We start from the raw sequence: 23,505 nt of genomic DNA, 5'->3' as shown, positions 1-23,505 counted from the left end.
GATGACTGTAAGGAGGAAACAAGGGTGGACGACGCGTTATCAAAACCGCCTCTCTTTTCCGGTGATTTTGCCTTTTTTTTCGATTTGGATGGCACCCTCGCTGATATTAAACCGCGCCCGGATGATGTTTTCATTCCGGAACAGGTGCTGACCAGACTTTCATTGCTTGCAGAGATGAATAACGGCGCGCTGGCGTTGATTTCAGGGCGCTCCATTAGCGAGCTTGATGAGCTCGTTAAACCGTATCGTTTCCCGCTTGCCGGTGTTCACGGCGCAGAGCGGCGCGATATCTCAGGTCAAACTGAACGGGTGACATTACCGAAAGAGGTGCTTATTCCGCTGGAGCAGGCGCTTCGGCAAGGGCTGGCGTCGCTTGACGGCGTCGTGCTGGAAACCAAAGGGATGGCATTCGCACTGCACTATCGCCAGGCACCGCAGCATGAAGACGCGGTCTTTGCCCTGGCACAACAGATGGTTGACACCTTCCCGCAACTTGCCATGCAGCCAGGCAAATGTGTGGTTGAGCTGAAACCATCAGACATTCATAAGGGCGCGGCCATTGAAGCCTTTCTGCGCACGCCGCCCTTCACCGGCAGGAAACCGGTGTTTCTTGGTGACGATCTTACTGATGAACATGGTTTTGAAACCGTCAATAAACTGGGCGGTATCTCGATTAAAGTCGGTTCAGGCGAAACCCACGCACAGTGGCGGCTGAACGATGTCCGGGATGTTCATCACTGGTTGGAACGTATGTCCGAGTATCAAAAACAAGAAGAAAAGGCGCTAACAAACAGGAGAGATGGCTATGAGTCGCTTAGTCGTAGTATCTAATCGAATTGCACCGCCTGATGATAAAAAAGCCAGTGCTGGCGGACTGGCAGTCGGTATTTTGGGCGCACTGAAAGCCGCAGGCGGCGTCTGGTTTGGCTGGAGCGGCGAAATCGGCGATGAAGATCAACCGTTGAAAGAGGTGAGCAAAGGGAACATTACCTGGGTCTCCTTCAACCTCAGCGAAGAGCATCACGAGCAGTATTACAATCAGTTCTCTAACGCCGTGCTGTGGCCCGCTTTCCACTACCGTCTCGACCTGGTGAAATTCCAGCGCGAAGCGTGGGATGGCTATCAGGAAGTGAACGCCTTACTGGCTGATAAGCTGGTGCCGCTGCTGAAAGAGGATGACATTCTCTGGATCCACGACTATCACCTGCTGCCGTTTGCCAGCGAGCTGCGTAAACGCGGCGTGAAAAATCAGATTGGCTTCTTCCTGCACATTCCTTTCCCGACGCCGGAGATCTTCAACGCGCTGCCGCCACATGCGGAGCTGCTGGAGCAACTGTGCGATTATGATCTGCTCGGCTTCCAGACTGAGAGCGACCGCACCGCGTTCCTCGACAGCGTGTCGATGCAGACGCGCCTCAGCACGCGTAACAGTAAAGAGCACATGGCGTGGGGCAGAAATTTCCGTACCGAAGTCTACCCAATCGGTATTGAGCCGAATGAGATCGCTCAGCAAGCATCCGGCCCGCTGCCGCCTAAGCTTGCGCAGCTGAAAGCCGAGTTGAAGAATGTGAAGAATATCTTCTCCGTTGAGCGTCTGGACTACTCCAAAGGGTTGCCTGAGCGTTTCCTCGCCTATGAGACGCTGCTGGAGAAGTTCCCCGAGCACCACGGCAAAATCCGCTATACGCAGATTGCGCCGACCTCACGCGGCGAAGTGCAGGCTTATCAGGATATTCGTCACCAGCTGGAGACGGAAGCGGGGCGCATTAACGGTAAATATGGTCAGCTTGGCTGGACGCCGCTCTACTACCTCAACCAGCATTTCGATCGCAAAGTGCTGATGAAGGTCTTCCGCTATGCCGAAGTGGGTCTGGTGACGCCATTGCGTGACGGGATGAACCTGGTAGCGAAAGAGTATGTGGCGGCGCAGGATCCGGAAAACCCGGGTGTGCTGGTGCTGTCGCAGTTTGCCGGTGCGGCGAACGAGCTGACCTCCGCGTTGCTGGTCAACCCTTACGATCGTGACGATGTGGCTGCGGCGCTTGACCGTGCGCTGCGCATGCCGCTGGCAGAGCGTATTTCGCGCCATGCGGAGATGCTGAAGATCATTCAGGAGAATGATATCGACCACTGGCAGGAGAGGTTTATCAGCGACCTAAAGCAAATCTCGCCACGTAGCGCGCAGAGCGAGCTACAAAACAAAGTGGCGACCTTCCCGAAACTGGCTTAAGCCGTAAAACAGAACGCTCCCGCAAAATCGGGAGCGTTTTTTTTATCCTTCCAGTGACACCAGCAGCACATCCACTTCGCTCGTCTTCACAATACTCTTCGCCGAACAGGCCGCGCGCGAGAAAAAGGTCTGGTTATGGTTGCCGCATATCACCAGATCGACACCCTTCGTACGGCAGACATGCGATATATGCTCACATAATTCGCCCGTGGCGATAAGCGTCTGTTCAATCGGATAATGTGCACTGGTTACAAGTTCGTTAAGAAACTGTTGCAATTCTTCCTGCAACAGAGTTCGGACACTCTCCATCATCGGTGCAGCAAGCTGATTATAGAGTTCAGGGTCGGCGGCAAGGGTAATTAAGGTGATGCGGGCGTGAGAAGGGCGAGCAATATCAATCGCTTTGGCGAGCAGCTGACGACTTTCGGGTGTCATTGCTACCGCAACCAGAAGATGCGCGTAGGCCATTGCGTTCTCCACGGGGTATTCCAGTTTTTCTCACCATTACTCTGTTTCACGCTCCAGTGCAAGCCACAAACATTGCTGCTATGTGAAGGCAATCATAAATATTCATTAATTATTCTTACGTAACAGAGCGTACATATAATAAGCAAGTTAACCAAAATTGAATACCTAACTGAAATTTAAAGAATATATCGCTAAATTCCTCCGCTGATCATCAGGCTCATTAACGAAAATGAAATGGTTACTTAAGTCAACTAATTAGCCGCGCTAAAATCTTAACTTGTTGTTTTTTAAGTATATTTATTTATGTGTCTGCAATAGATACGTTTTGCTGAATCGAGCCATTCCAGCACGTCATACCTCTGACCAGTCGCGGTTTTTAGCCCCTGGTACTGCATCAGTATTCGTGCTAGTGGAATAAAAAAGGGTTCAATCGAGTAATAAAACATCAAATCACAAGCGAGACTGATAGATTTCTGATCAATAATCACGTAAATTATGTGACGTGGATCACAAAAATTTCAAATTCCCGCTCTGTTCAGATTGTATGTCTCAGCACCTACGAGTACAGTTGCGTCGAATTAGGAAAAATCTTAGTTCTTTGTAAGAAATGATTAAGAGAGCAGCAAGGCATTAACATCTCAACGAAGCGCCTTGCTTGCGAGATCCTGAGTCAGTTATGCATTTAGCCTTTCTTTTTTATACCGGGTTTTTTCCCGGCGACATCACGGGGTGCGGCTTAGCCGCATAAGATTCAAGTTGGTTATTCTGGATGGGAAAAATGCATACATCCGAGTTGCTGAAACACGTTTACGATATCAATCTGTCATATTTACTCCTTGCTCAGCGTCTGATTAGCCAGGACAAAGCCTCCGCCATGTTCCGTTTAGGGATTAATGAAGAGATGGCAAACACGCTGGGTGAATTAACCCTGCCACAAATGGTGAAGCTGGCTGAAACCAATCAGCTTATTTGTCAGTTCCGTTTTGACAATCATCAGACCATCACTCGTCTGACCCAGGAATCGCGTGTGGATGACTTGCAGCAAGTCCATACCGGAATTTTGCTTTCAACCCGCCTGCTCAACGAATCATCTAAAAACGGCGACGCGGCCAGGAAGAAAAGGGCTTAATTATGAGTGAGAAAAGCATTGTTCAGGAAGCACGCGACATTCAGTTAGCAATGGAACTGATTACGCTGGGTGCGCGTTTACAGATGCTGGAGAGTGAGACGCAGCTTAGCCGCGGTCGTCTTATCAAACTCTATAAAGAGTTGCGTGGTAGCCCGCCGCCGAAAGGCATGCTGCCATTCTCCACCGACTGGTTTATGACCTGGGAACAAAACATCCACGCGTCGATGTTCTGCAACGCCTGGCAGTTTCTGTTAAAAACCGGTCTGTGCAGCGGCGTTGACGCAGTCATTAAAGCTTACCGACTCTACCTCGAACAGTGCCCTCATTCTGATGAAGGCCCGCTGCTGGCGCTGACTCGCGCCTGGACGCTGGTCCGTTTCGTGGAAAGCGGAATGCTGGAGTTGTCGCGCTGTAACTGCTGCAGCGGTAACTTTGTTACCCATGCTCATCAGCCCGTTGGTAGCTTTGCCTGCAGTTTATGCCAGCCGCCGTCTCGCGCGGTAAAAAGACGTAAACTTTCGCCGGAAGCTGCCGATATTATTCCACAACTGCTGGAAGAACAGATCGATCAGGCTGTTTAACCGAATCAGGTGGAATCAAAACTCCAGCAGCGGTGCTTTAATGCCGCTGCTTTTTTTTGCCCGCCATTCGTGAAAACCCTCCGAAATGTTTCTCTTAAGCCTTAGTCATTAGCAGAAGGATGATGTCGTGCTTATCGTATTAGGTTACCTGATAGTAGTTGGTGCAGTCTTAGGCGGTTATATGATGACCGGCGGTCACCTTGGGGCACTGTATCAACCCTCTGAACTGATTATTATCGGCGGGGCGGGTGTGGGTGCATTCATTGTGGGCAACAACGGCAAAGCCATCAAAGGCACAATGAAAGCGTTGCCGCTGCTGTTTCGCCGCTCTAAGTACACCAAAAGTATGTATATGGACCTGCTGGCGCTGCTCTATCGCCTGATGGCGAAATCACGTCAGCAGGGGATGTTCTCCCTCGAAAGAGATATCGAGAACCCGAAAGAGAGCGAGATTTTCGCCAGCTACCCGCGCATTCTGGCCGACGCCACCATGCTCGAGTTTATTGTCGATTACCTGCGTCTCATCATCAGCGGCAACATGAACACCTTCGAAATCGAAGCGCTGATGGATGAAGAGATCGAGACCCACGAGAGCGAAGCAGAAGTGCCTGCCAACGCCCTCGCGGCGATCGGCGATTCGCTTCCGGCATTCGGTATCGTTGCGGCGGTAATGGGCGTGGTTCACGCACTCGCCTCGGCGGATCGTCCGGCGGCAGAGCTGGGCGCACTGATTGCCCACGCGATGGTGGGGACGTTCCTCGGCATCCTGCTGGCGTACGGTTTTATCTCGCCGCTGGCAAGCGTGCTGCGCCAGAAAAGTGCGGAAACCGCCAAGATGATGCAGTGCGTCAAGATCACGCTGCTGTCGAACCTGAACGGTTATGCACCGCCGATCGCGGTCGAGTTTGGTCGTAAAACGCTTTACTCAAGCGAGCGTCCATCGTTTGTCGAGCTGGATGAGCACGTACGTGCTGTCCGCAACCCTAACCAACAGACGACAACCGAGGACGCATGAAAAATCAGGCCCATCCTATCGTCGTAGTTAAACGTAAAAAACATAAAGGCCATGGTGGCGGCGGTCATGGCTCGTGGAAAATCGCCTATGCCGACTTTATGACGGCGATGATGGCGTTCTTCCTTGTGATGTGGCTGATCTCCATCTCCAGCCCGAAAGAGTTGATTCAGATTGCGGAGTATTTCCGCACGCCGCTGGCAACAGCGGTCACCGGTGGGCCGCGTATTTCGAATAGCGATAGCCCCATTCCGGGCGGTGGCGATGACTACACACAGCAACAAGGCGAAGTGCAAAAACAGCCGAATATTGATGATTTGAAACGACGCATGGAGCAGTCGCGCCTGAGCAAACTGCGCGGCGATCTGGACCAGTTGATCGAAGCGGATCCGAAGCTGCGCGCCCTGCGCCCGCATCTGAAGATCGATCTCGTACAGGAAGGGCTGCGCATCCAGATTATCGACAGCCAGAACCGGCCGATGTTTAAAACCGGCAGCGCGGAAGTCGAGCCTTACATGCGCGATATTTTACGGGCGATTGCCCCGGTGCTTAACGGCATCCCGAATAAAGTGAGTCTTTCCGGTCATACCGATGATGCCCCGTACGCCAACGGCGACAAAGGGTACAGCAACTGGGAGCTCTCAGCCGATCGTGCAAACTCATCGCGCCGCGAGCTGGTTGCCGGTGGGCTGGATGATGGCAAGGTAATGCGTGTTGTCGGCATGGCCGCCACCATGCGCCTGGTCAACCGCGGACCTGATGAAGCCATCAACCGCCGAATAAGTCTCCTGGTGCTCAACAAACAGGCAGAAGCGGCCATTCTGCATGAGAACGCCGAGAGTCAAAGTGCGCCAATAAGCGCCATTACACAGCCTGAGCCCGCAGAGCCGGCAGCCCCCGCGCCAGCCCCTGCGTCTCCGGTAGCAGTTCCCACATCGCCACAAGCCAATCCGAGGTGATAGCGTGAGCATGGATATTAGTGATTTTTACCAGACATTCTTTGATGAGGCCGACGAACTGTTGGCCGATATGGAACAACATTTATTGGACCTGGTGCCGGAAGCACCCGATTCAGAACAGCTCAACGCCATCTTCCGCGCCGCTCACTCTATTAAAGGTGGTGCGGGAACGTTTGGCTTTACCATTCTGCAGGAAACCACGCACCTGATGGAGAACCTGCTGGATGAGGCACGGCGTGGCGAAATGCAGCTTAACACCGACATTATCAACCTGTTTTTGGAAACCAAAGATATTATGCAAGAACAGCTCGACGCCTATAAAAGCTCGCAAGAGCCGGATGCTGCCAGCTTCGAATATATCTGCAACGCTCTGCGCCAGCTGGCGCTGGAAGCGAAAGGCGAAGCCGCTCCGGCTGCCGGCAGCGCGAAGCTCTCTGTTGTTGAAAGCACCGCGCAGGCTGTCGACGCTGCCCCGGCTGCGGCGAACGACGGCAAATTGCGCGTCGTGCTGTCGCGCCTGAAAGAGAGCGAAGTTGCCCTACTGGAAGAGGAGCTTGGTAACCTCGGTACGCTGAGCGATGTGGTCAAAGGCAGTAATAGCCTCAGCGCCACCATCGATGGCGGTCTCGGTGAAGATGACATTATTGCGGTGCTCTGCTTTGTTATCGAAGCAGATCAAATTGCTTTTGAGAAAGCCGCTGCGCCAGCCGCCGTTGAAGCCGTCGCCGACGCTGCGCCAGAAGAAGAGGCCGAAGCCGCTGTTCCTGCCGTGCAGGCAGCTGCTGCACCGGTACTGAAAGCGGTAGCTAAAGAGCCGCAGCCTGCCGGACGTGAAAAACCGGCGCGCGCCGCCAGTGAGTCCACCAGTATCCGCGTAGCGGTTGAGAAGGTTGACCAGTTGATTAACCTGGTCGGCGAACTGGTGATCACCCAGTCAATGCTGGCCCAGCGCTCCAACGAGCTGGATCCGGTGACCCATGGCGATCTGATCACCAGCATGAGCCAGCTGCAGCGTAACGCCCGCGATCTGCAGGAATCGGTAATGTCGATTCGTATGATGCCGATGGAGTATGTCTTCAGCCGCTTCCCGCGTCTGGTTCGCGACCTGGCCACCAAGCTGGATAAACAGGTAGAACTGACCCTGCAGGGTAGCTCGACCGAACTCGATAAGAGCCTGATCGAACGTATTATCGATCCGTTAACGCACCTGGTGCGTAACAGCCTCGACCACGGTATCGAAACGCCGGAAAAACGCGTTGAAGCGGGCAAATCGCCGATTGGTAACCTGATCCTCTCCGCAGAGCATCAGGGCGGCAACATCTGCATCGAAGTGACCGATGATGGTGCCGGCCTTAACCGTGACCGTATCCTTGCCAAAGCGCTTTCTCAGGGCATGGCCGTGAGCGAAAGCATGACCGATGAAGAAGTTGGCATGCTGATCTTTGCTCCGGGCTTCTCTACCGCAGAGCAGGTAACGGACGTCTCCGGCCGCGGCGTGGGCATGGACGTGGTGAAACGTAACATCCAGGAGATGGGCGGCCACGTTGAGATCAAATCGAAGCAGGGCACCGGTACCACTATCCGTATCCTGCTGCCGCTGACGCTGGCAATCCTCGACGGCATGTCAGTAAAAGTGAATAACGAAGTCTTTATCCTGCCGCTCAACGCCGTTATGGAGTCGTTGCAGCCGCGCGAAGAAGATCTGCATCCGCTGGCGGGCGGCGAGCGCGTACTGGAAGTACGTGGCGAATACCTGCCGCTGGTTGAGTTGTGGAAAGTGTTTGACGTGGCTGGGGCAAAAACCGAAGCCACGCAGGGAATTGTTGTCATTCTGCAGAGCGCAGGTCGTCGCTATGCGCTGCTGGTCGATCAGCTGATTGGTCAGCACCAGGTTGTGGTGAAAAACCTGGAGAGCAACTATCGCAAAGTGCCGGGGATTTCTGCCGCCACCATCCTTGGTGATGGTAGCGTCGCGCTGATTGTGGACGTCTCAGCGCTGCAGGGATTGAATCGTGAACATCGTATGGCGCACACAGCCGCCTGATTTAGTTAAGAAGGTATAAAACATGACCGGTATGAGTAATGTAGCAAAACTGGCGGGCGAGCCATCAGGTCAGGAGTTCCTGGTCTTCACTTTGGGCGATGAAGAGTACGGCATCGATATTCTCAAAGTGCAGGAAATTCGTGGCTATGATCAGGTTACCCGCATCGCCAACACCCCTGATTTCATCAAGGGCGTCACCAACCTGCGCGGCGTGATCGTGCCCATCGTCGACCTGCGCGTGAAGTTCAGCCAGGGCGAAGTGGAATATAACGAAAACACCGTGGTGATCGTGCTGAATCTTGGTCAGCGTGTGGTTGGTATCGTGGTTGACGGCGTTTCCGACGTACTGTCACTCGCCTCTGACCAGATCCGCCCGGCACCGGAATTCGCCGTGACCCTGTCGACCGAATACCTGACCGGCCTCGGCGCGCTGGGCGACCGTATGCTGATCCTGGTAAACATCGAAAAACTGCTCAACAGCGACGAAATGGCGCTGCTGGACATCGCGGCAACCCACGTCGCATAACGCATCAGGCGGGTGAAGCCCTTCACCCGCCCGTTTTTCCCTCTGCCTTTCCCACTTCAGTTACCCTTAAGTGACTATTCAACCTTCCTAACTGCATGATTTTGCGGTGATATCATATATGGTGATATTTATCACAAATTCAGACATATATTTGTTACATTTTCAGCACTTCCCCCCCCCGCTTTTGCCATTAACCCTCTGATGCAATTCATTAAAAATACTTACCTGTCCGTTACATTTTATCGCCCGGATAAAGTGGTTGGTTTTCAGCGCCTCATCTAAATTTCAGTTAAACCTCTTTTTTCGACTGATTTTATTGACTCTTTTCCGGCCGTCCCATTGATTGGGCAATGCGGCGCGCGCGGGAACGCTGGAGATGACATATGAACAGAAAACTTCTTTGTGTACTGGCTGGCGGCGCGTTAATGGTGGCCGGACAAAGTGCCTGGGCGGTCACCAGTAGCGGGACGATTGGCGCAACACTGACCCTCACGAATGGGTGTCTGATTAACGGCTCGCCGAGCCAGAACGGTATCAACTTCGGTACCCTCGATTTTGGTACCCACCCGGCAACCTTCTCCCAGCTCACCACGCAGCTGACCGGCGCCAACGGCGGCAACAGCTTCACGGTGCAGTGCACCACCACCGACTACACCGTGCAGGTTACCGGCAACACCAACTCCACCGCGCCGGGTAACGTCGTCGGTACACCGGGCACACCGGCTCGTTATCTGGTCAATACCGCCGATACCACGCGTGGCGTGGCATACAGCCTCTACAGCGATAGCGGCTTCAGTAACGTTATCGCCAACAACACCAATATTCCTCGCGCCTCAACTTCCGGCGGCGTTGATAACTACACCCTTTATGGCCGTATCACCGGCGGCGGCAACAGCGTCACCGTGGTGCCGGGTACCTACACCGACGTGATTAACGTGAGCGTCACGTACTAGTCCTCCGCCAATGAAAAGGGAGAGCGTGCGCGCCGTCCGGCAGGGTGGCCGGGCAGTGCTGCGCGCATTATCAGGAGGAGTGGTGCTGGGCATGCTGGCGCAACCGGCTGCGCTGGCGGTCACGACGCAAACCTTTACCGTCGGCGCAACGATTACGCCTGGTTGCGCCGTGGTCACCGGCAGCGGCGCGGCGCTCGGCACGCTCAATTTTGGCACCCGTTCGGGCGTGGAAAAGGGGCAGGTGACCAGCGCTTTTGTCCCTAACGCCTCCCTTTCACTCGGTTGTACGCCCGGCGTGGCGCTCAGCATGAGTATCAGCGGCGGCAACTACTATTCGACGGTGCGCAATATGCAGCGCAGCGGCGGCGTAGAGCGGGTTCCGTACCGCCTCTACACCAGCAGCACACTGGCACCCAATACGGAAATCGGCGTCAACCAGCCGGTTCCGGTCACCATCACCGATAGCAATAATATTTCGCTCGCCATCTTTGGCGCAGCGCAGCTCACCGGCTTCAGCCCGGCGGGAACCTACAGCGATCAACTCACCGTGACGTTGTCATGGTGATAAGGGAGAGGGAATGAATGTCAACCTGGGCCGCCGCGCGGCAGGATGTATGCTGGCGGGGGCGTTGACCCTTACAGCGGGAAACGCGCAGGCAGCAGCCACCATTCTGATCTGGCCGATCGATCCCTGGCTGGATGCAACCACCAACGCCACCGAGTTGTGGATCCAGAATCAGGGCGAAACCCCAACCACTATGCAGGTGCGTATTGTCCGCTGGACGCAAGATGGCGGGCTTGAGCGTTACCAGCAGCAGGGCGATGTGGTCGCCAGCCCACCGATTGTGCAGATAGCACCCGAAAGCAAGCAGCTGATTCGCCTGATTAAGCAGGCAGCGATCCCGGCCGGCAAAGAGCAGGCTTACCGCATTATTGTCGACGAGATCCCGCAGCCGGACGATCCGAACAAACCGAAGATTGGCCTCAAGCTACAGATGCGCTACTCGATCCCGCTGTTTGTCTATGGGCAGGGCGTTAAAACGGAAGCCGAAGGGGCGCACCACGCCTTTGTACAACCGGCAAAATTACACTGGCGCGTGGTGCGTGAAGGCGGCCAGGCGCAACTGGAAGTGCGCAATGATGATGATATCCACGTGCGGCTGAGCAAAGTGCGCGTGCGCCAGGGTGGGCAGATGCGGCAGGTCGCCGACGGGCTGTTAGGGTATGTGTTGCCGCACAGTGCCCGGCGCTGGCCTCTGCCTGCCGGGGTAAGCAATCCATCGGCGCTGGAGGCATCGATTAACGCACGGGATGAGCAATGGCAGTCGTCAGCAGGAAACTGATTATTGCAGCCGCAATAATGTTACCCGGCGCAGCCGCCTGGGGGCAGCCGGGAGATGATGGTTTACCGCCGCCGCCGGATGCGCAGAGCATCAACCAGCAGGCGGAATTTCACCTCGCGCTGGTGATCAACTATTACGACACCCAGCAGGTGGTGCCGGTGACGCGGCGGCTCAACGATTTTTTTCTTAAGCGTGCCGATCTGCTCCACGCCGGGCTGCCGCCGGATCATCTACCCGAGGGCGAGGTCAATGTATCTACGCTGCCCAACGTGCGCGTGGAGTATGACAGCGCCGGGCAGCGCTTGCTGCTGTTTGTCCCGCAGGCGTGGGTTCCGGCACGCTATACCTCCTTCAATGAGGGCGGTCGGCGCAGCGAGCCAAAATATGGCCGCGGTGCGGTGTTCAACTACGACCTCTATACCAGCACCACCGAACACATTGGCAGCCAGGCGGCGTTATGGAATGAGTTTCGCTTCTTTAGTGGCAATGCGGTCTTCTCCTCCACCGGCGCGCTGCGCCAGACGCTCAGCGGTTCGCTGCGTCAGCGGGAGGGCTACATGCGCTATGACACTTCGCTGATGTTTAATAACGAAGAGGATGCCACGCAGTGGGAAGTGGGGGATGTGATCTCGGAAGCCCTCAGCTGGAGCAGCAGCGTGCGCGTCGGCGGTATTCGTTACGGCCGCGACTTCACATTACGCCCCGATCTCGTCACCTGGCCGCTGCCCTCTTTCTCCGGCGAAGCGGCGGTACCCACCTCGGTTGACCTGTTTATTAACGGCTATCGCGCCGGTAACCGGCAGCTACAGCCGGGGCCGTTTACCCTGACCAACATGCCCTATATCAACGGCGCGGGGGATGCGGTACTGGTCACTACCGATGCCCTCGGGCGGCGCGTCAGCACCACGCTGCCGTTTTATGTCGCCAGCGAGCTGTTAAAGCCGGGGCTAAGCGATGGAGCGATCACCATCGGTTCGTTACGCCGCAACTACGGCATTGAAAATTTTGATTACGGCCCGCTGGTGGGTAGCGGCTCATACCGTTATGGCGTTACGGACTGGTTAACGCTGGAGGGGCACGCCGAAGGAGCGCAATCGCTGACGCTCGGCGGCGCAGGCGCGGTTGTCCGGCTGGGCCGCCTCGGCGTGGTGAATGGCGCCTGGACCGAGAGTCGGATGTTCGGCGATGCGGGCAACCAGCTCAACTGGGGTTATCAATACAACACCAGCCTGTTTAGCATCAACACTCAGCACAGCCGCCGCAACCGCGAGTTTGGCAACCTGGCGCTCTACGATCAGCGCGCCAGCTACGACGATATGCGCCAGAACGGGCGCTGGCCCATCGCCAGCTACAGCCGCAATACCGACCAGTACTCGCTCTCTTTCAATATGGGCGACTTTGGCAACATTGGCGCGGCGTGGATCGGCGTGCGCAGTTTTGACAATCAAAAAACCGAGCTGCTGAACCTCTCCTGGAGCCGCAATTTATGGGGGAGCAGCAGCATGAACCTTGCTGCCAGCCGCGATAACCAGCGGGGCGACTGGACCTTTGGCCTCTCGGTGCAGATCCCGATTGGCGAGCGTGACAGCGCCGCCTTCAGTATGGAGAGAACACCGGATGCCGGTTCGACGCAGCGCGTGAACTACAGCCATGCAATGCCCACCGACGGCGGCCTGAGCTGGAATATGTCGCTGGCGCACCAGTCGCAGGCGCGAAGCTACCAGCAGGGCACGCTTGGCTGGCGCAACAACAACGTTGAATTGCAGGGCGGTGGCTATGGCGAACGCGGCAAGATGACCTGGTGGGGGGAAACGATTGGTGCCGTGGTGCTGATGGACGGACAGCTGTTTGCCGCTAACCGCATCAACGATGCCTTCGCGGTGATCAGCACCGGCGGCAATGCTGGCGTACCGGTCAATTATGAAAACCAGCCGGTGGGCGTAACGGATAAAAATGGCTACCTGCTGGTGAGCGGCGTGTCGGCCTACTATCCGGCGAGTTACAGCATCAACACCCTGAACCTTCCCGCCGATACCCAGCTTAAGAATACGGAGCGCAAAGTCGCGTTACGCCGCCAGAGCGGTTACCTGATTGAGTTCCCGATGGTGCAGGAGCGCGTCGCCAGCGTCATCCTCCATGATGAGCAGGGGCTGGCAATCCCGGTTGGCAGCCAGGTGGAGCGCCGCGGTAAAGCGCCTGCGGTGGTGGGGTATGACGGTATCGCCTGGCTGGAGAATCTTGAAAACATCAACCCGCTCATTGTCCGCCTGCCGGAAGGGGGAGAGTGTAAAACCGAGTTCACTCTTAGCGCCAACCCCGAACATAAATTGCAGACCTACGGGCCGCTTACCTGCCAGAGGAATCCATAATGCGTCGGCTACTTTTCCTGTTTCTGCTGCTCTGTGCGGCCCCGGCCTGGTCGGCCTGTACAGTCAGCACCGTTAATGCCGCGTTCGGCACCGTCACCTCCTTTGTCCTTAATGCCGGGGCGCAAACCACCACCGGCAGATTGGTGGTGCGCTGTGATGCGGTACTCAACCTGCTGACCAACGACTCCATCACCTTAACGCTGACGGGAGCAACGGTGACGGCAACCAACCGGGCGGCAATGAAGCGCAGTGATAACGCCGCTATCACCGATACCATTCCGGTGCGGCTCTGCGGCCAGGCCAACTGCGCCAACAACAGTGAAATAAACATTGGTGGCAACAGCTACACCTGGAGCGGTGCGGCGCTGCTTGAATTGCTCGGCTCGCGCACCTATACCTTACCGCTCTACTTTATGACGGTGCCGGGGCAAAATGTCAGCGCCGGGCCTTACCAGGTGACGCTTAACTTTAGTGTCGCCTACGATGTCTGTTCCAACGGCGTGCTTGGCATCTGTTTCTCTTCGCAGAAAGGCACGGCGATCACCAGCCTGCTATTAACCGGCACCATCACCAATGATTGCACCACCATCAGCGCGCCGAATGTTAACTTTGGCAGCGCGCCGCTGGTGCGAAATTTCCCCACTGTTTCGCAATCTGTCTCCATTACTTGCACTAAAGGGAGCAGTTACACTGTCGGCATTAATAACGGTCTCTACGCCAACGGCAGCGTGCGTAATATGGCGAGCGGCACCAATCGTCTCAGTTATGAGATTTACAAAGCCGGCACCACCAGCCGCTGGGGCAGTATCGGGGCGGAGCGCTGGGCCAGCAGTGCCTCTTCGCAGATGAGTGCCGATGGCCTGCTGCGCACCTATAACTACACCGCACGGGTGCTGACAACGCAGACGACGCCGCCTGGCGGAACCTACAGCGATACCTTGACGGTGGATATTGTGTTTTAAGCGCAAATTTATTTCCTTTTCGCAAATGTAAAGTTCCCAGGCCGGATGCCGATAACACCGTTAATAACTCATCAATAAGGTGTTTGTTGCATGTTGAACCGTATCCGCGTCGTTACTCTGCTTATGAGTGTGCTGGTGGTCTTTGCCCTGCTTCAGCTCGTCTCTGGCGGACTCTTTTTTTCGTCGCTTAAGCAGAACCAGCAAAGTTTTGCGGTCTCCAACGATCTGCGTATGCAACAAACAGAACTGGGCAAAGCCTGGGAGCTGATGCTGCAAACGCGTATCAACCTGAGCCGCTCCTCCGCGCGGATGTTGCTCGACCCGAACAACCAGCAGAGCAGTGCCAAAACCGATCTGCTTAACAGCGCGAAAGCATCGCTGGCCGATGCTGCCAAACATTACGACGTCTTCCGCCAACTGCCGACCATGCCGGAGATGGATAGTGCGCGCCAGGCCCTTGATGAGAAATACCAGACTTACCACGCTGCCCTGAGCGAGCTGGTGCAGTTCCTCGAAAGCGGCAATATGAACAGCTTCCTCGCGCAGCCGACCCAGGGGATGCAAAACGCCCTCGGCGCGGCGATGAGCAACTATGCCACCCTGAGCGACAGCCTTTACCGTAATGCCTGGGAGCAGAGCGTCAGCGACTACACCTTCGCCAAATGGCAGATGGCGATCCTCGCCCTGGCGCTGGTGATTGTGCTGGCCGGCGTCTGGTATGGCATCCGCCGTATTCTGCTCTCGCCGCTCTCCTCGGTGATTGCCCATATCCGTGAAATCGCAGGCGGTAATCTTGCCCATACGCTGCGCATTGATGGCCGCAGCGAGATGACCGAGCTGGCGCAGAGCGTTGACCATATGCAGACCGCGCTGATCGACACCGTGACTAATGTGCGTCAGGGGTCGGATGCGATCTACTCCGGCACCAGCGAAATCGCCGCCGGGAATAACGATCTCTCCTCGCGTACCGAAGAGCAGGCCTCTGCGCTGGAGCAAACCGCTGCCAGCATGGAAGAGCTGACCGCAACGGTGAAACAGAACGCCGAAAACGCCCGTCAGGCTTCGCTGCTGGCGCAGAGCGCCTCTGAAACCGCCGAGCGCGGCGGTAAAGTGGTCGATGGCGTGGTGAAAACCATGCATGAGATCGCCAACAGTTCGCAGAAAATTGCCGACATTATTAGCGTTATCGACGGCATTGCGTTCCAGACCAACATCCTCGCCCTTAACGCGGCGGTGGAGGCAGCGCGCGCCGGTGAGCAGGGTCGCGGCTTTGCGGTAGTGGCTGGCGAAGTGCGCAATCTGGCCAGCCGAAGTGCGAACGCTGCCAAAGAGATTAAATCTTTAATTGAAGATTCTGTCTCCCGTGTCGATACCGGTTCTGTACTGGTTGGAAGTGCAGGGGAGACGATGCTCGATATCGTCAACGCGGTAACGCGCGTCAATGACATCATGGGCGAGATTGCCTCCGCTTCTGATGAGCAGAGCCGCGGTATCGATCAGGTGGCGCTGGCTGTCTCCGAGATGGACCGCGTCACCCAGCAGAACGCCTCGCTGGTGCAGCAGTCCGCTGCCGCGGCGGCGGCGCTGGAGGAGCAGGCAAGCCGACTGACGCAAGCCGTTTCCGCCTTCCGCCTGACCGCGACAGTGGGTAAAGCGCAGGCCGCACGGCAACCGGCAATGAGCACGACGCTTGCTCCGGCACGCAGCCGGGCGGTTGCTGCCGGGAAAGAAGAGAACTGGGAAACGTTTTAAGCAGGGTTGCAACGCCGGGTGGTCACGACCGGTATCAGAATAAAGATGAAAAATATGTCACACCACAAAAGTGGCACCGCCAAAAGCCGTGCTCGTTGCATCCTGAACTGAGTTGAGAAGGCGCTATGACAACATCTATCCCTAACGGGCAAACGTCATCAATATTGCAGCAGATGACCCAGCGCCTGGCGCTATCCGATGCGCATTTCCGTCGGATATGCCAATTAATTTACCAGCGCGCCGGGATCGTTCTTGCCGATCATAAACGCGACATGGTCTACAACCGCCTCGTTCGCCGCTTGCGCACGCTGGGGTTAGATGATTTTGGCCGCTATCTGAGCATGCTGGAAGCGAACCAGAACAGCGCCGAGTGGCAAGCGTTTATCAACTCGCTGACCACCAACCTCACGGCATTTTTCCGCGAAGCGCACCACTTTCCGGTGCTGGCTGAGCATGCGCGTAAGCGCACAGGGGAGTATCGCATCTGGAGCGCGGCGGCCTCAACCGGGGAAGAGCCGTACTCGCTGGCGATCACTCTCGCCGATGCGCTGGGCATGGCGCCTGGCCGTTTCAAAGTCTTTGCCAGCGATATCGATACCGAAGTGCTGGAGAAAGCACGCAGTGGCATCTACCGGCTTGATGAGTTGAAAACGCTCTCGCCGCAGCAGATGCAGCGCTACTTCATGCGTGGTACCGGGCCGCACGCGGGCTTGGTGCGTGTACGCCAGGAGCTGGCGAACTATGTTGAGTTCACCACCCTCAACCTGCTGGATAAGCAGTACAACGTTCCGGGACCGTTTGACGCGATCTTCTGCCGTAACGTGATGATTTATTTTGATAAAACGACGCAACAGGACATTCTGCATCGTTTCGCTCCGCTGCTTAAACCGGACGGATTACTGTTTGCCGGGCATTCGGAGAATTTCAGCAACCTCGTGCGCGAGTTTAGCCTGCGTGGGCAAACAGTTTATGCGCTGAGTAAGGATAAAGCATGAGTAAAATCAGGGTGTTGTCCGTCGATGATTCCGCATTGATGCGGCAAATCATGACCGAAATTATCAATAGCCACAGCGATATGGAGATGGTGGCAACCGCGCCGGATCCGTTAGTGGCGAGGGATTTGATTAAGAAATTCAATCCGGATGTCTTAACCCTGGACGTGGAAATGCCGCGCATGGATGGGCTGGATTTTCTTGAAAAACTGATGCGTCTGCGTCCGATGCCGGTGGTGATGGTCTCCTCGCTGACCGGTAAAGGCTCAGAAGTGACGCTGCGCGCGCTGGAGCTGGGGGCGATTGATTTCGTCACCAAACCGCAAATCGGCATTCGCGAAGGCATGCTGGCCTACAGCGAAATGATCGCTGAGAAAGTCCGCACTGCATCGCGCGCCCGTATCGCGGCGCACAAACCGATGCCGGCACCGGCAACCTTAAAAGCCGGTCCGCTGCTTAGCTCGGAAAAATTGTTGGTGATTGGCGCGTCAACGGGCGGAACAGAGGCAATTCGCCATGTACTCCAGCCATTGCCGCTCTCAAGTCCCGGTATTCTGATTACGCAGCACATGCCGCCGGGCTTTACCCGTTCGTTTGCTGAACGCCTGAATAAGCTCTGTCAGATCAGCGTGAAAGAGGCAGAAGACGGCGAACGTGTATTACCAGGGCACGCGTACATTGCGCCTGGTGATAAGCATATGGAGCTGGCCCGTAGCGGTGCCAACTACCAGATTAAAATTCACGATGGCCCGCCGGTAAACCGGCACCGGCCATCGGTTGATGTGTTGTTTCATTCGGTGGCGAAACATGCGGGGCGCAACGCCGTGGGAGTTATTCTCACAGGCATGGGCAACGATGGTGCCGCCGGGATGTTAGCGATGCACCAGGCGGGCGCCTGGACCATTGCACAGAACGAAGCAAGTTGTGTGGTGTTCGGCATGCCGCGTGAGGCCATCAATATGGGTGGCGTCAGCGAAGTGGTCGATCTTAGCCAGGTAAGCCAGCAGATGCTGGCGAAAATCAGTGCCGGACAGGCAATACGTATTTAACGAGGAGTGAAGTTATATGGCGGACAAAGAGCTCAGATTTCTGGTTGTGGACGACTTTTCCACTATGCGTCGAATTGTGCGCAACCTGTTAAAAGAGCTGGGATTCAACAACGTCGAAGAAGCTGAAGACGGCGTTGATGCGCTCAATAAACTCCAGGCCGGTGGTTTTGGTTTCGTCATCTCTGACTGGAACATGCCAAACATGGACGGTCTGGAACTGCTTAAAACCATTCGTGCAGACAGCAACATGGCCTCTATGCCGGTGCTGATGGTCACGGCCGAAGCGAAAAAAGAGAACATCATTGCTGCAGCGCAGGCGGGTGCAAGCGGCTATGTGGTGAAACCATTCACGGCGGCAACCCTCGAAGAGAAGCTTGGCAAGATCTTCGAGAAACTTGGCATGTGAGGACTGGACAAATGATGCAACCTTCAATTAAACCCACGGAAGAGCATTCACCCAGCGAGATCATTGCCCGCATTGGTAGCCTGACGCGCATGCTGCGCGACAGCCTGCGCGAACTGGGTCTTGACCAGGCGATTGCTGAAGCAGCGGAAGCGATTCCGGATGCCCGTGACCGTCTCGACTATGTGGTGCAGATGACCGCCCAGGCGGCAGAGCGCGCGCTGAACAGCGTTGAAGCCTCACAGCCGCACCAGGATGAGATGGAAAAAGGCTCGAAAGCGCTGACCAAACGCTGGGATGAGTGGTTTGAAAACCCGATCGAGCTGACCGATGCCCGTGAACTGGTTACCGACACGCGTCAGTTCCTCGCGGAAGTACCGGGTCACACCAGCTTTACCAACGCCCAACTGCTCGACATCATGATGGCGCAGGATTTCCAGGATCTGACCGGTCAGGTTATCAAGCGCATGATGGATGTTATCCAGGAGATTGAGCGCCAGCTGTTGATGGTGCTGCTGGAGAACATGCCGGAGCAGTCCGCGCGTCCGAAACGTGAAAACGACAGCCTGCTGAATGGCCCACAACTCGACGTGACCAAAGCGGGTGTTGTGGCAAGCCAGGATCAGGTGGACGATCTGCTGGACAGCCTCGGCTTCTGATTTCGCATCAGATGTGGCGTTAAAAGCGGGAAGGGGAGAGCCTTCCCGCTTTTTCAAAAACAGACGTACTCTTACCCCTTTTACGTGGCCTGCGCGTGAATCATTCCTGCCCAAAAGGCGAAAACCCCCTCTTTTTATGCCTTACTCCGCCCATTAGACCCGCTTGACTCTGGCAATATGACGTCACACCTGTAACCCCGGACGTTGAACGTGGCCTCTGAAGATAACGACGACAAAACAGAATCGCCCACCGCGCAACGGTTGCAAAAAGCGCGTGAAGAGGGGCAGATCCCGCGATCCAAAGAGCTGACCTCGGTGCTCATTATGCTGGTCGGCGTCTGCATCCTCTGGTTTGGCGGCGCGTCGTTTGGTCAACGTCTCACCATGGTGCTCTCTTCCGGGTTACGTTTTGATCACAAGATTATTAGCGACCAGAACCTGATCCTCGGCCAAATCATCATCATGCTGAAGACGGCGCTGATCGGCATGCTGCCGCTGCTGGTCGGCGTGGTAATTATCGCGCTGGTGGCACCGGTAATGCTGGGTGGGCTGGTGTTCAGCACCAAAACGCTGGCGTTTAAGTTCTCCAAACTTAACCCGATCAGCGGTATTGGACGTCTCTTCTCTGCCCAGGTCGGCGCAGAGCTGGTTAAAGCGTTGATGAAAGCCCTGCTGATGGGCGGTGTTGCTGGTCTGTTTCTCTGGCATCACTGGCCTGACATGATGCGCCTGATGAGCGAATCGCCGCTGACGGCGATGGCCAGCGCCATGAACCTTGCCGGGCTCTGCGCGCTGCTGGTTTCGCTGAGCATCATCCCGATGGTCGGCTTCGACGTTTTCTGGCAGATCTACAGCCACCTGAAAAAATTGCGCATGTCACGCCAGGATATTCGCGACGAATTTAAACAGAGCGAAGGCGACCCGCATGTGAAGGGGCGTATTCGCCAGATGCAGCGCTCCGCCGCCCGCCGTCGCATGATGGCGGACGTGCCGAAAGCGGATGTGATTGTCACTAACCCGACGCACTACTCCGTGGCGCTGCAGTATGACGAGAACAAAATGAGCGCGCCGAAAGTGGTCGCCAAAGGCGCGGGTGCCGTGGCGCTGCGTATTCGTGAGCTGGGCACTGAAAACCGCGTGCCGATCCTTGAAGCACCGCCGCTGGCGCGTGCGCTCTATCGTCACGCTGAAATTGGTCAGCAAATCCCGGGCCAGCTCTATGCGGCAGTTGCCGAAGTGCTGGCGTGGGTATGGCAGTTGAAACGCTGGCGTCTGTCCGGCGGACAACGACCTGTTAAACCTGAGAATCTCCCGGTGCCAGAGGCGCTGGACTTTTTGAAAGAGAAGGACACTGATGGCTAATCTGGTGGCAATACTGCGTCTGCCGAACAATTGGAAATCGACCCAGTGGCAAGTGCTCGCCGGGCCGGTGCTCATATTGCTTATTTTGTCGATGATGGTGCTGCCGTTGCCGGCGTTTGTCCTCGACCTGCTGTTTACCTTTAACATTGCGCTGTCGATCATGGTGCTGCTGGTGGCAATGTTCACCCAGCGCACTCTCGAATTCGCCGCCTTCCCGACCATTCTGCTGTTCACCACGCTGTTGCGTCTGGCACTGAACGTCGCCTCCACCCGTATCATCCTGATGGAAGGGCATACCGGCGGCGCGGCGGCAGGTCGCGTGGTGGAAGCGTTCGGCCACTTCCTCGTTGGCGGTAACTTCGCCATCGGTATCGTGGTCTTTATCATCCTCGTGATCATCAACTTTATGGTTATCACCAAGGGTGCGGGGCGTATCGCTGAAGTAGGTGCGCGTTTCGTACTGGACGGGATGCCGGGTAAACAGATGGCGATCGACGCCGACCTTAACGCCGGGATTATCGGCGAAGAAGAGGCCAAGCGTCGTCGTAGCGAAGTGACCCAGGAGGCGGATTTCTACGGCTCCATGGACGGTGCGAGTAAATTCGTGCGTGGTGATGCCGTCGCCGGGATTTTGATCATGGTGATCAACGTCATCGGCGGCCTGATGGTCGGTGTGATCCAGCATGGTATGTCGATGGGCGATGCGGGCTCAACCTACACCTTGCTGACCATCGGTGATGGCCTGGTTGCGCAGATCCCGGCACTGGTGATCTCTACCGCTGCGGGCGTTATCGTGACCCGCGTCAGCACCGATCAGGACGTTGGCCAGCAGATGGTGGGCCAGCTCTTCAGCAACCCGCGCGTCATGATGCTGAGCGCCGGCGTACTTGGTCTGCTCGGCATGGTGCCGGGCATGCCAAACTTTGTCTTCCTTCTCTTTACCGCCGCGCTGCTGGGGCTTGCCTGGTGGCTGCGTGGCAAAGAGGAGAAAGCGCCGCTGGACGCCGCGCCGGTGAAATTGCCAGAGAATACCCAGGCGGTGGAAGCCACCTGGAGCGATGTGCAGCTGGAAGATAACCTCGGGATGGAAGTGGGCTACCGCCTGATCCCGATGGTCGATTTCCAGCAGGATGGCGAACTGCTTGGGCGTATTCGCAGTATTCGTAAGAAATTTGCGCAGGATATGGGCTTCCTGCCGCCGGTGGTGCATATCCGTGACAATATGGATCTGCCGCCTGCGCGCTACCGTATTTTGATGAAAGGTGTAGAAATTGGCAGCGGCGAAGCCTATCCGGGGCGCTGGCTGGCGATTAACCCTGGCACGGCGGCAGGCTCCCTGCCGGGCGAAGCGACCGTCGATCCGGCCTTTGGCCTCGCGGCAATCTGGATTGAGAGCGCCCTGAAAGAGCAGGCGCAGATCCAGGGCTTTACCGTAGTGGAAGCGAGTACTGTGGTCGCGACCCACCTTAACCACCTGATTGGGCAGTACGCGCCTGAGCTGTTTGGCCGTCAGGAAGCGCAGCAGCTGCTTGACCGCGTCAGCCAGGAGATGCCGAAGCTGACTGAAGATCTGGTCCCGGGCGTGGTGACGCTGACGACGCTGCATAAAGTGCTGCAAAACCTGCTGGCAGAGCGCGTGCCGATCCGTGATATGCGCACCATTCTGGAAACGCTGGCCGAGCATGCACCGCTGCAAAACGATCCGCACGAACTCACCGCCGTGGTGCGTGTGGCACTGGGCCGCGCCATTACCCAGCAGTGGTTCCCTGGCACTGGTGAAGTGCAGGTGATTGGTCTTGATACCCCGCTGGAGCGCCTGTTGTTACAAGCCCTGCAGGGCGGTGGCGGCCTCGAGCCGGGTCTGGCGGATCGTCTGCTGGAACAGACTCAGGAAGCGCTCTCCCGCCAGGAGATGCTTGGCGCGCCGCCGGTGCTGCTGGTCAACCATGCTCTGCGTCCGCTGCTGGCCCGCTTCCTGCGCCGCAGCCTGCCACAGCTGGTGGTGCTGTCGAATATGGAGATGTCCGACAACCGCAGCATTCGCATGACCGCGACCATCGGAGGCAAATAATGCGCAAACTCGCTTTACTGCTTTTCACACTGCCGATGCTGGCGCACGCCATGGGTGAGGGAACCTGGCAGGCGAGCAGTATCGGCATCACGCTCGCCAACCGTGGCGTGGTTGCCTCCTCATCGCAGCTCGGTCCCACCGAGCCGGTTAGCGGGCTGATGACTGATGTCTCCTGGCGTTACGAGTTGAATGGCCCGACGCCTGCTGGTCTGATTGTGCGCCTCTGTTCACAGGCGCGCTGCGTTGCGCTGGATGGCCAGAGTGGCACTACCCGTGCGTTTAATGGTGTCCCGGCGCTTGAGCCGCTGCGCTATGTCTGGGAAGTGCCGGGCGGCGGGCGCTTATGGCCCGCGCTGACGGTGCGCAGCAACCAGGTTATCGTCAACTATCGCCGCCCTCCGGCGCAGCCCTGAGCTGTAAACTCAATCAGTTAGCTCAATTTTCTATCGACAATCCCGCCGTTCGCGCGGGATTTTGCTATCTGCCCCGCAATTTTGACCTCTCCTTTTGATGCAAAAGAAACGCTGTTTTATAAATCAGTGAAGCGAGTATTGGCACTCTTTGCATTTTTGCCAGATAGCGCATGTTGATGGCAGAAACAGAAAGGTTTCCCCTTGCGCATCCCCTTACTTTAGCCGTGT

The 23,505-nt window shown here is 56.4% G+C and carries 22 protein-coding genes; 21 read left to right on the top strand and 1 reads right to left on the bottom strand.

What is annotated here, in order from left to right:
• Positions 1–24: 24 nt before the first annotated feature.
• On the top strand, positions 25–831 hold the full coding sequence (gene otsB / locus BWI95_RS19300) for a trehalose-phosphatase (RefSeq protein ID WP_054803255.1): 807 nt from the start codon (positions 25–27) through the stop codon (positions 829–831).
• Positions 806–2,230, top strand: coding sequence for an alpha,alpha-trehalose-phosphate synthase (gene otsA / locus BWI95_RS19295; RefSeq protein ID WP_076770072.1), 1,425 nt, complete (start codon positions 806–808; stop codon positions 2,228–2,230). The genes otsB and otsA overlap by 26 nt, the downstream gene beginning before the upstream one ends.
• Before the next feature lie 42 nt (positions 2,231–2,272).
• Here otsA and uspC read toward each other — a convergent pair whose 3' ends face one another.
• Positions 2,273–2,698: a universal stress protein UspC gene (gene uspC / locus BWI95_RS19290; RefSeq protein ID WP_076770071.1), complete on the bottom strand. Its 426-nt coding sequence runs from the start codon at positions 2,696–2,698 to the stop codon at positions 2,273–2,275.
• A gap of 778 nt (positions 2,699–3,476) precedes the next feature.
• Here uspC and flhD point away from each other — a divergent pair.
• The 19 genes from flhD (at position 3,477) to flhE (ending at position 23,277) form a co-directional block, all read left to right on the top strand.
• A complete protein-coding gene (gene flhD / locus BWI95_RS19285) occupies positions 3,477–3,827 on the top strand; it encodes a flagellar transcriptional regulator FlhD (protein ID WP_023480187.1) in 351 nt (116 codons plus the stop codon).
• A 2-nt stretch (positions 3,828–3,829) separates the two neighbouring features.
• Positions 3,830–4,408 (top strand): flagellar transcriptional regulator FlhC, encoded by a 579-nt coding sequence (gene flhC / locus BWI95_RS19280; RefSeq protein WP_042714166.1) that lies wholly within the window; start codon positions 3,830–3,832, stop codon positions 4,406–4,408.
• 127 nt (positions 4,409–4,535) lie between these two features.
• Entirely contained in the window at positions 4,536–5,423 is an 888-nt protein-coding gene (motA, locus tag BWI95_RS19275) for a flagellar motor stator protein MotA (protein ID WP_076770069.1), read from the top strand.
• Positions 5,420–6,379 (top strand): flagellar motor protein MotB, encoded by a 960-nt coding sequence (motB, locus tag BWI95_RS19270; protein WP_023480067.1) that lies wholly within the window; start codon positions 5,420–5,422, stop codon positions 6,377–6,379. The genes motA and motB overlap by 4 nt, the downstream gene beginning before the upstream one ends.
• A gap of 10 nt (positions 6,380–6,389) precedes the next feature.
• Positions 6,390–8,423, top strand: a complete 2,034-nt coding sequence (gene cheA, locus BWI95_RS19265) for a chemotaxis protein CheA (RefSeq protein ID WP_232374466.1) — start codon at positions 6,390–6,392, stop codon at positions 8,421–8,423.
• 22 nt (positions 8,424–8,445) lie between these two features.
• Positions 8,446–8,949 carry a chemotaxis protein CheW gene (gene cheW / locus BWI95_RS19260; RefSeq protein WP_023480148.1) on the top strand — a complete coding sequence of 168 codons (504 nt, stop codon included), beginning with the start codon at positions 8,446–8,448 and terminating at the stop codon, positions 8,947–8,949.
• A 383-nt stretch (positions 8,950–9,332) separates the two neighbouring features.
• On the top strand, positions 9,333–9,902 hold the full coding sequence (locus tag BWI95_RS19255; RefSeq protein ID WP_023480132.1) for a Csu type fimbrial protein: 570 nt from the start codon (positions 9,333–9,335) through the stop codon (positions 9,900–9,902).
• A gap of 25 nt (positions 9,903–9,927) precedes the next feature.
• Positions 9,928–10,467: a Csu type fimbrial protein gene (locus BWI95_RS19250; RefSeq protein ID WP_429217064.1), complete on the top strand. Its 540-nt coding sequence runs from the start codon at positions 9,928–9,930 to the stop codon at positions 10,465–10,467.
• A 13-nt stretch (positions 10,468–10,480) separates the two neighbouring features.
• Positions 10,481–11,245 carry a fimbrial biogenesis chaperone gene (locus tag BWI95_RS19245; RefSeq protein ID WP_076770068.1) on the top strand — a complete coding sequence of 255 codons (765 nt, stop codon included), beginning with the start codon at positions 10,481–10,483 and terminating at the stop codon, positions 11,243–11,245.
• Positions 11,221–13,614 carry a fimbria/pilus outer membrane usher protein gene (locus tag BWI95_RS19240; RefSeq protein WP_076770067.1) on the top strand — a complete coding sequence of 798 codons (2,394 nt, stop codon included), beginning with the start codon at positions 11,221–11,223 and terminating at the stop codon, positions 13,612–13,614. The genes BWI95_RS19245 and BWI95_RS19240 overlap by 25 nt, the downstream gene beginning before the upstream one ends.
• Positions 13,614–14,576, top strand: a complete 963-nt coding sequence (locus BWI95_RS19235; protein ID WP_054803258.1) for a Csu type fimbrial protein — start codon at positions 13,614–13,616, stop codon at positions 14,574–14,576. Before BWI95_RS19240 ends, BWI95_RS19235 begins: the two co-directional genes overlap by 1 nt.
• Positions 14,577–14,666: 90 nt before the next feature.
• Complete coding sequence (tar, locus tag BWI95_RS19230) at positions 14,667–16,328, top strand: methyl-accepting chemotaxis protein II (RefSeq protein WP_054803259.1); 1,662 nt, start codon at positions 14,667–14,669, stop codon at positions 16,326–16,328.
• A gap of 125 nt (positions 16,329–16,453) precedes the next feature.
• Positions 16,454–17,323, top strand: a complete 870-nt coding sequence (gene cheR, locus BWI95_RS19225) for a protein-glutamate O-methyltransferase CheR (RefSeq protein ID WP_023480021.1) — start codon at positions 16,454–16,456, stop codon at positions 17,321–17,323.
• Positions 17,320–18,369, top strand: coding sequence for a protein-glutamate methylesterase/protein-glutamine glutaminase (locus BWI95_RS19220; RefSeq protein WP_023480154.1), 1,050 nt, complete (start codon positions 17,320–17,322; stop codon positions 18,367–18,369). The genes cheR and BWI95_RS19220 overlap by 4 nt, the downstream gene beginning before the upstream one ends.
• Before the next feature lie 16 nt (positions 18,370–18,385).
• The gene (gene cheY, locus BWI95_RS19215; RefSeq protein ID WP_023480048.1) at positions 18,386–18,775 is read left to right on the top strand and encodes a chemotaxis response regulator CheY; all 390 of its coding nucleotides are present in this window, start codon (positions 18,386–18,388) and stop codon (positions 18,773–18,775) included.
• 11 nt (positions 18,776–18,786) lie between these two features.
• The gene (cheZ, locus tag BWI95_RS19210; RefSeq protein WP_054803260.1) at positions 18,787–19,431 is read left to right on the top strand and encodes a protein phosphatase CheZ; all 645 of its coding nucleotides are present in this window, start codon (positions 18,787–18,789) and stop codon (positions 19,429–19,431) included.
• Between the two features lie 210 nt (positions 19,432–19,641).
• A complete protein-coding gene (gene flhB, locus BWI95_RS19205) occupies positions 19,642–20,793 on the top strand; it encodes a flagellar biosynthesis protein FlhB (protein ID WP_076770066.1) in 1,152 nt (383 codons plus the stop codon).
• Positions 20,786–22,864: a flagellar biosynthesis protein FlhA gene (flhA, locus tag BWI95_RS19200; protein WP_076770065.1), complete on the top strand. Its 2,079-nt coding sequence runs from the start codon at positions 20,786–20,788 to the stop codon at positions 22,862–22,864. Before flhB ends, flhA begins: the two co-directional genes overlap by 8 nt.
• The gene (gene flhE, locus BWI95_RS19195) at positions 22,864–23,277 is read left to right on the top strand and encodes a flagellar protein FlhE (RefSeq protein WP_076770064.1); all 414 of its coding nucleotides are present in this window, start codon (positions 22,864–22,866) and stop codon (positions 23,275–23,277) included. Before flhA ends, flhE begins: the two co-directional genes overlap by 1 nt.
• The last annotated feature ends 228 nt before the right edge of the window (positions 23,278–23,505 follow it).

The organism is Kosakonia cowanii JCM 10956 = DSM 18146 (assembly GCF_001975225.1).
Taxonomy (GTDB): domain Bacteria; phylum Pseudomonadota; class Gammaproteobacteria; order Enterobacterales; family Enterobacteriaceae; genus Kosakonia; species Kosakonia cowanii.
Note: the sequence above shows the minus strand (reverse complement) of the source record. Positions and strands in the feature narration are given on the sequence as shown.

Coding starts and splice junctions, on each gene's coding strand:
- cheA (WP_232374466.1), top strand. CDS start 6,390: ATGGATATTAGTGATTTTTACCAGACATTCTTTGATGAGGCCGACGAA.
- flhA (WP_076770065.1), top strand. CDS start 20,786: ATGGCTAATCTGGTGGCAATACTGCGTCTGCCGAACAATTGGAAATCG.
- motB (WP_023480067.1), top strand. CDS start 5,420: ATGAAAAATCAGGCCCATCCTATCGTCGTAGTTAAACGTAAAAAACAT.
- cheZ (WP_054803260.1), top strand. CDS start 18,787: ATGATGCAACCTTCAATTAAACCCACGGAAGAGCATTCACCCAGCGAG.
- BWI95_RS19235 (WP_054803258.1), top strand. CDS start 13,614: ATGCGTCGGCTACTTTTCCTGTTTCTGCTGCTCTGTGCGGCCCCGGCC.
- flhE (WP_076770064.1), top strand. CDS start 22,864: ATGCGCAAACTCGCTTTACTGCTTTTCACACTGCCGATGCTGGCGCAC.
- cheW (WP_023480148.1), top strand. CDS start 8,446: ATGACCGGTATGAGTAATGTAGCAAAACTGGCGGGCGAGCCATCAGGT.
- flhD (WP_023480187.1), top strand. CDS start 3,477: ATGCATACATCCGAGTTGCTGAAACACGTTTACGATATCAATCTGTCA.
- tar (WP_054803259.1), top strand. CDS start 14,667: ATGTTGAACCGTATCCGCGTCGTTACTCTGCTTATGAGTGTGCTGGTG.
- BWI95_RS19220 (WP_023480154.1), top strand. CDS start 17,320: ATGAGTAAAATCAGGGTGTTGTCCGTCGATGATTCCGCATTGATGCGG.
- uspC (WP_076770071.1), bottom strand. CDS start 2,698: ATGGCCTACGCGCATCTTCTGGTTGCGGTAGCAATGACACCCGAAAGT.
- BWI95_RS19255 (WP_023480132.1), top strand. CDS start 9,333: ATGAACAGAAAACTTCTTTGTGTACTGGCTGGCGGCGCGTTAATGGTG.
- cheR (WP_023480021.1), top strand. CDS start 16,454: ATGACAACATCTATCCCTAACGGGCAAACGTCATCAATATTGCAGCAG.
- BWI95_RS19240 (WP_076770067.1), top strand. CDS start 11,221: ATGGCAGTCGTCAGCAGGAAACTGATTATTGCAGCCGCAATAATGTTA.
- BWI95_RS19245 (WP_076770068.1), top strand. CDS start 10,481: ATGAATGTCAACCTGGGCCGCCGCGCGGCAGGATGTATGCTGGCGGGG.
- cheY (WP_023480048.1), top strand. CDS start 18,386: ATGGCGGACAAAGAGCTCAGATTTCTGGTTGTGGACGACTTTTCCACT.
- otsA (WP_076770072.1), top strand. CDS start 806: ATGAGTCGCTTAGTCGTAGTATCTAATCGAATTGCACCGCCTGATGAT.
- flhC (WP_042714166.1), top strand. CDS start 3,830: ATGAGTGAGAAAAGCATTGTTCAGGAAGCACGCGACATTCAGTTAGCA.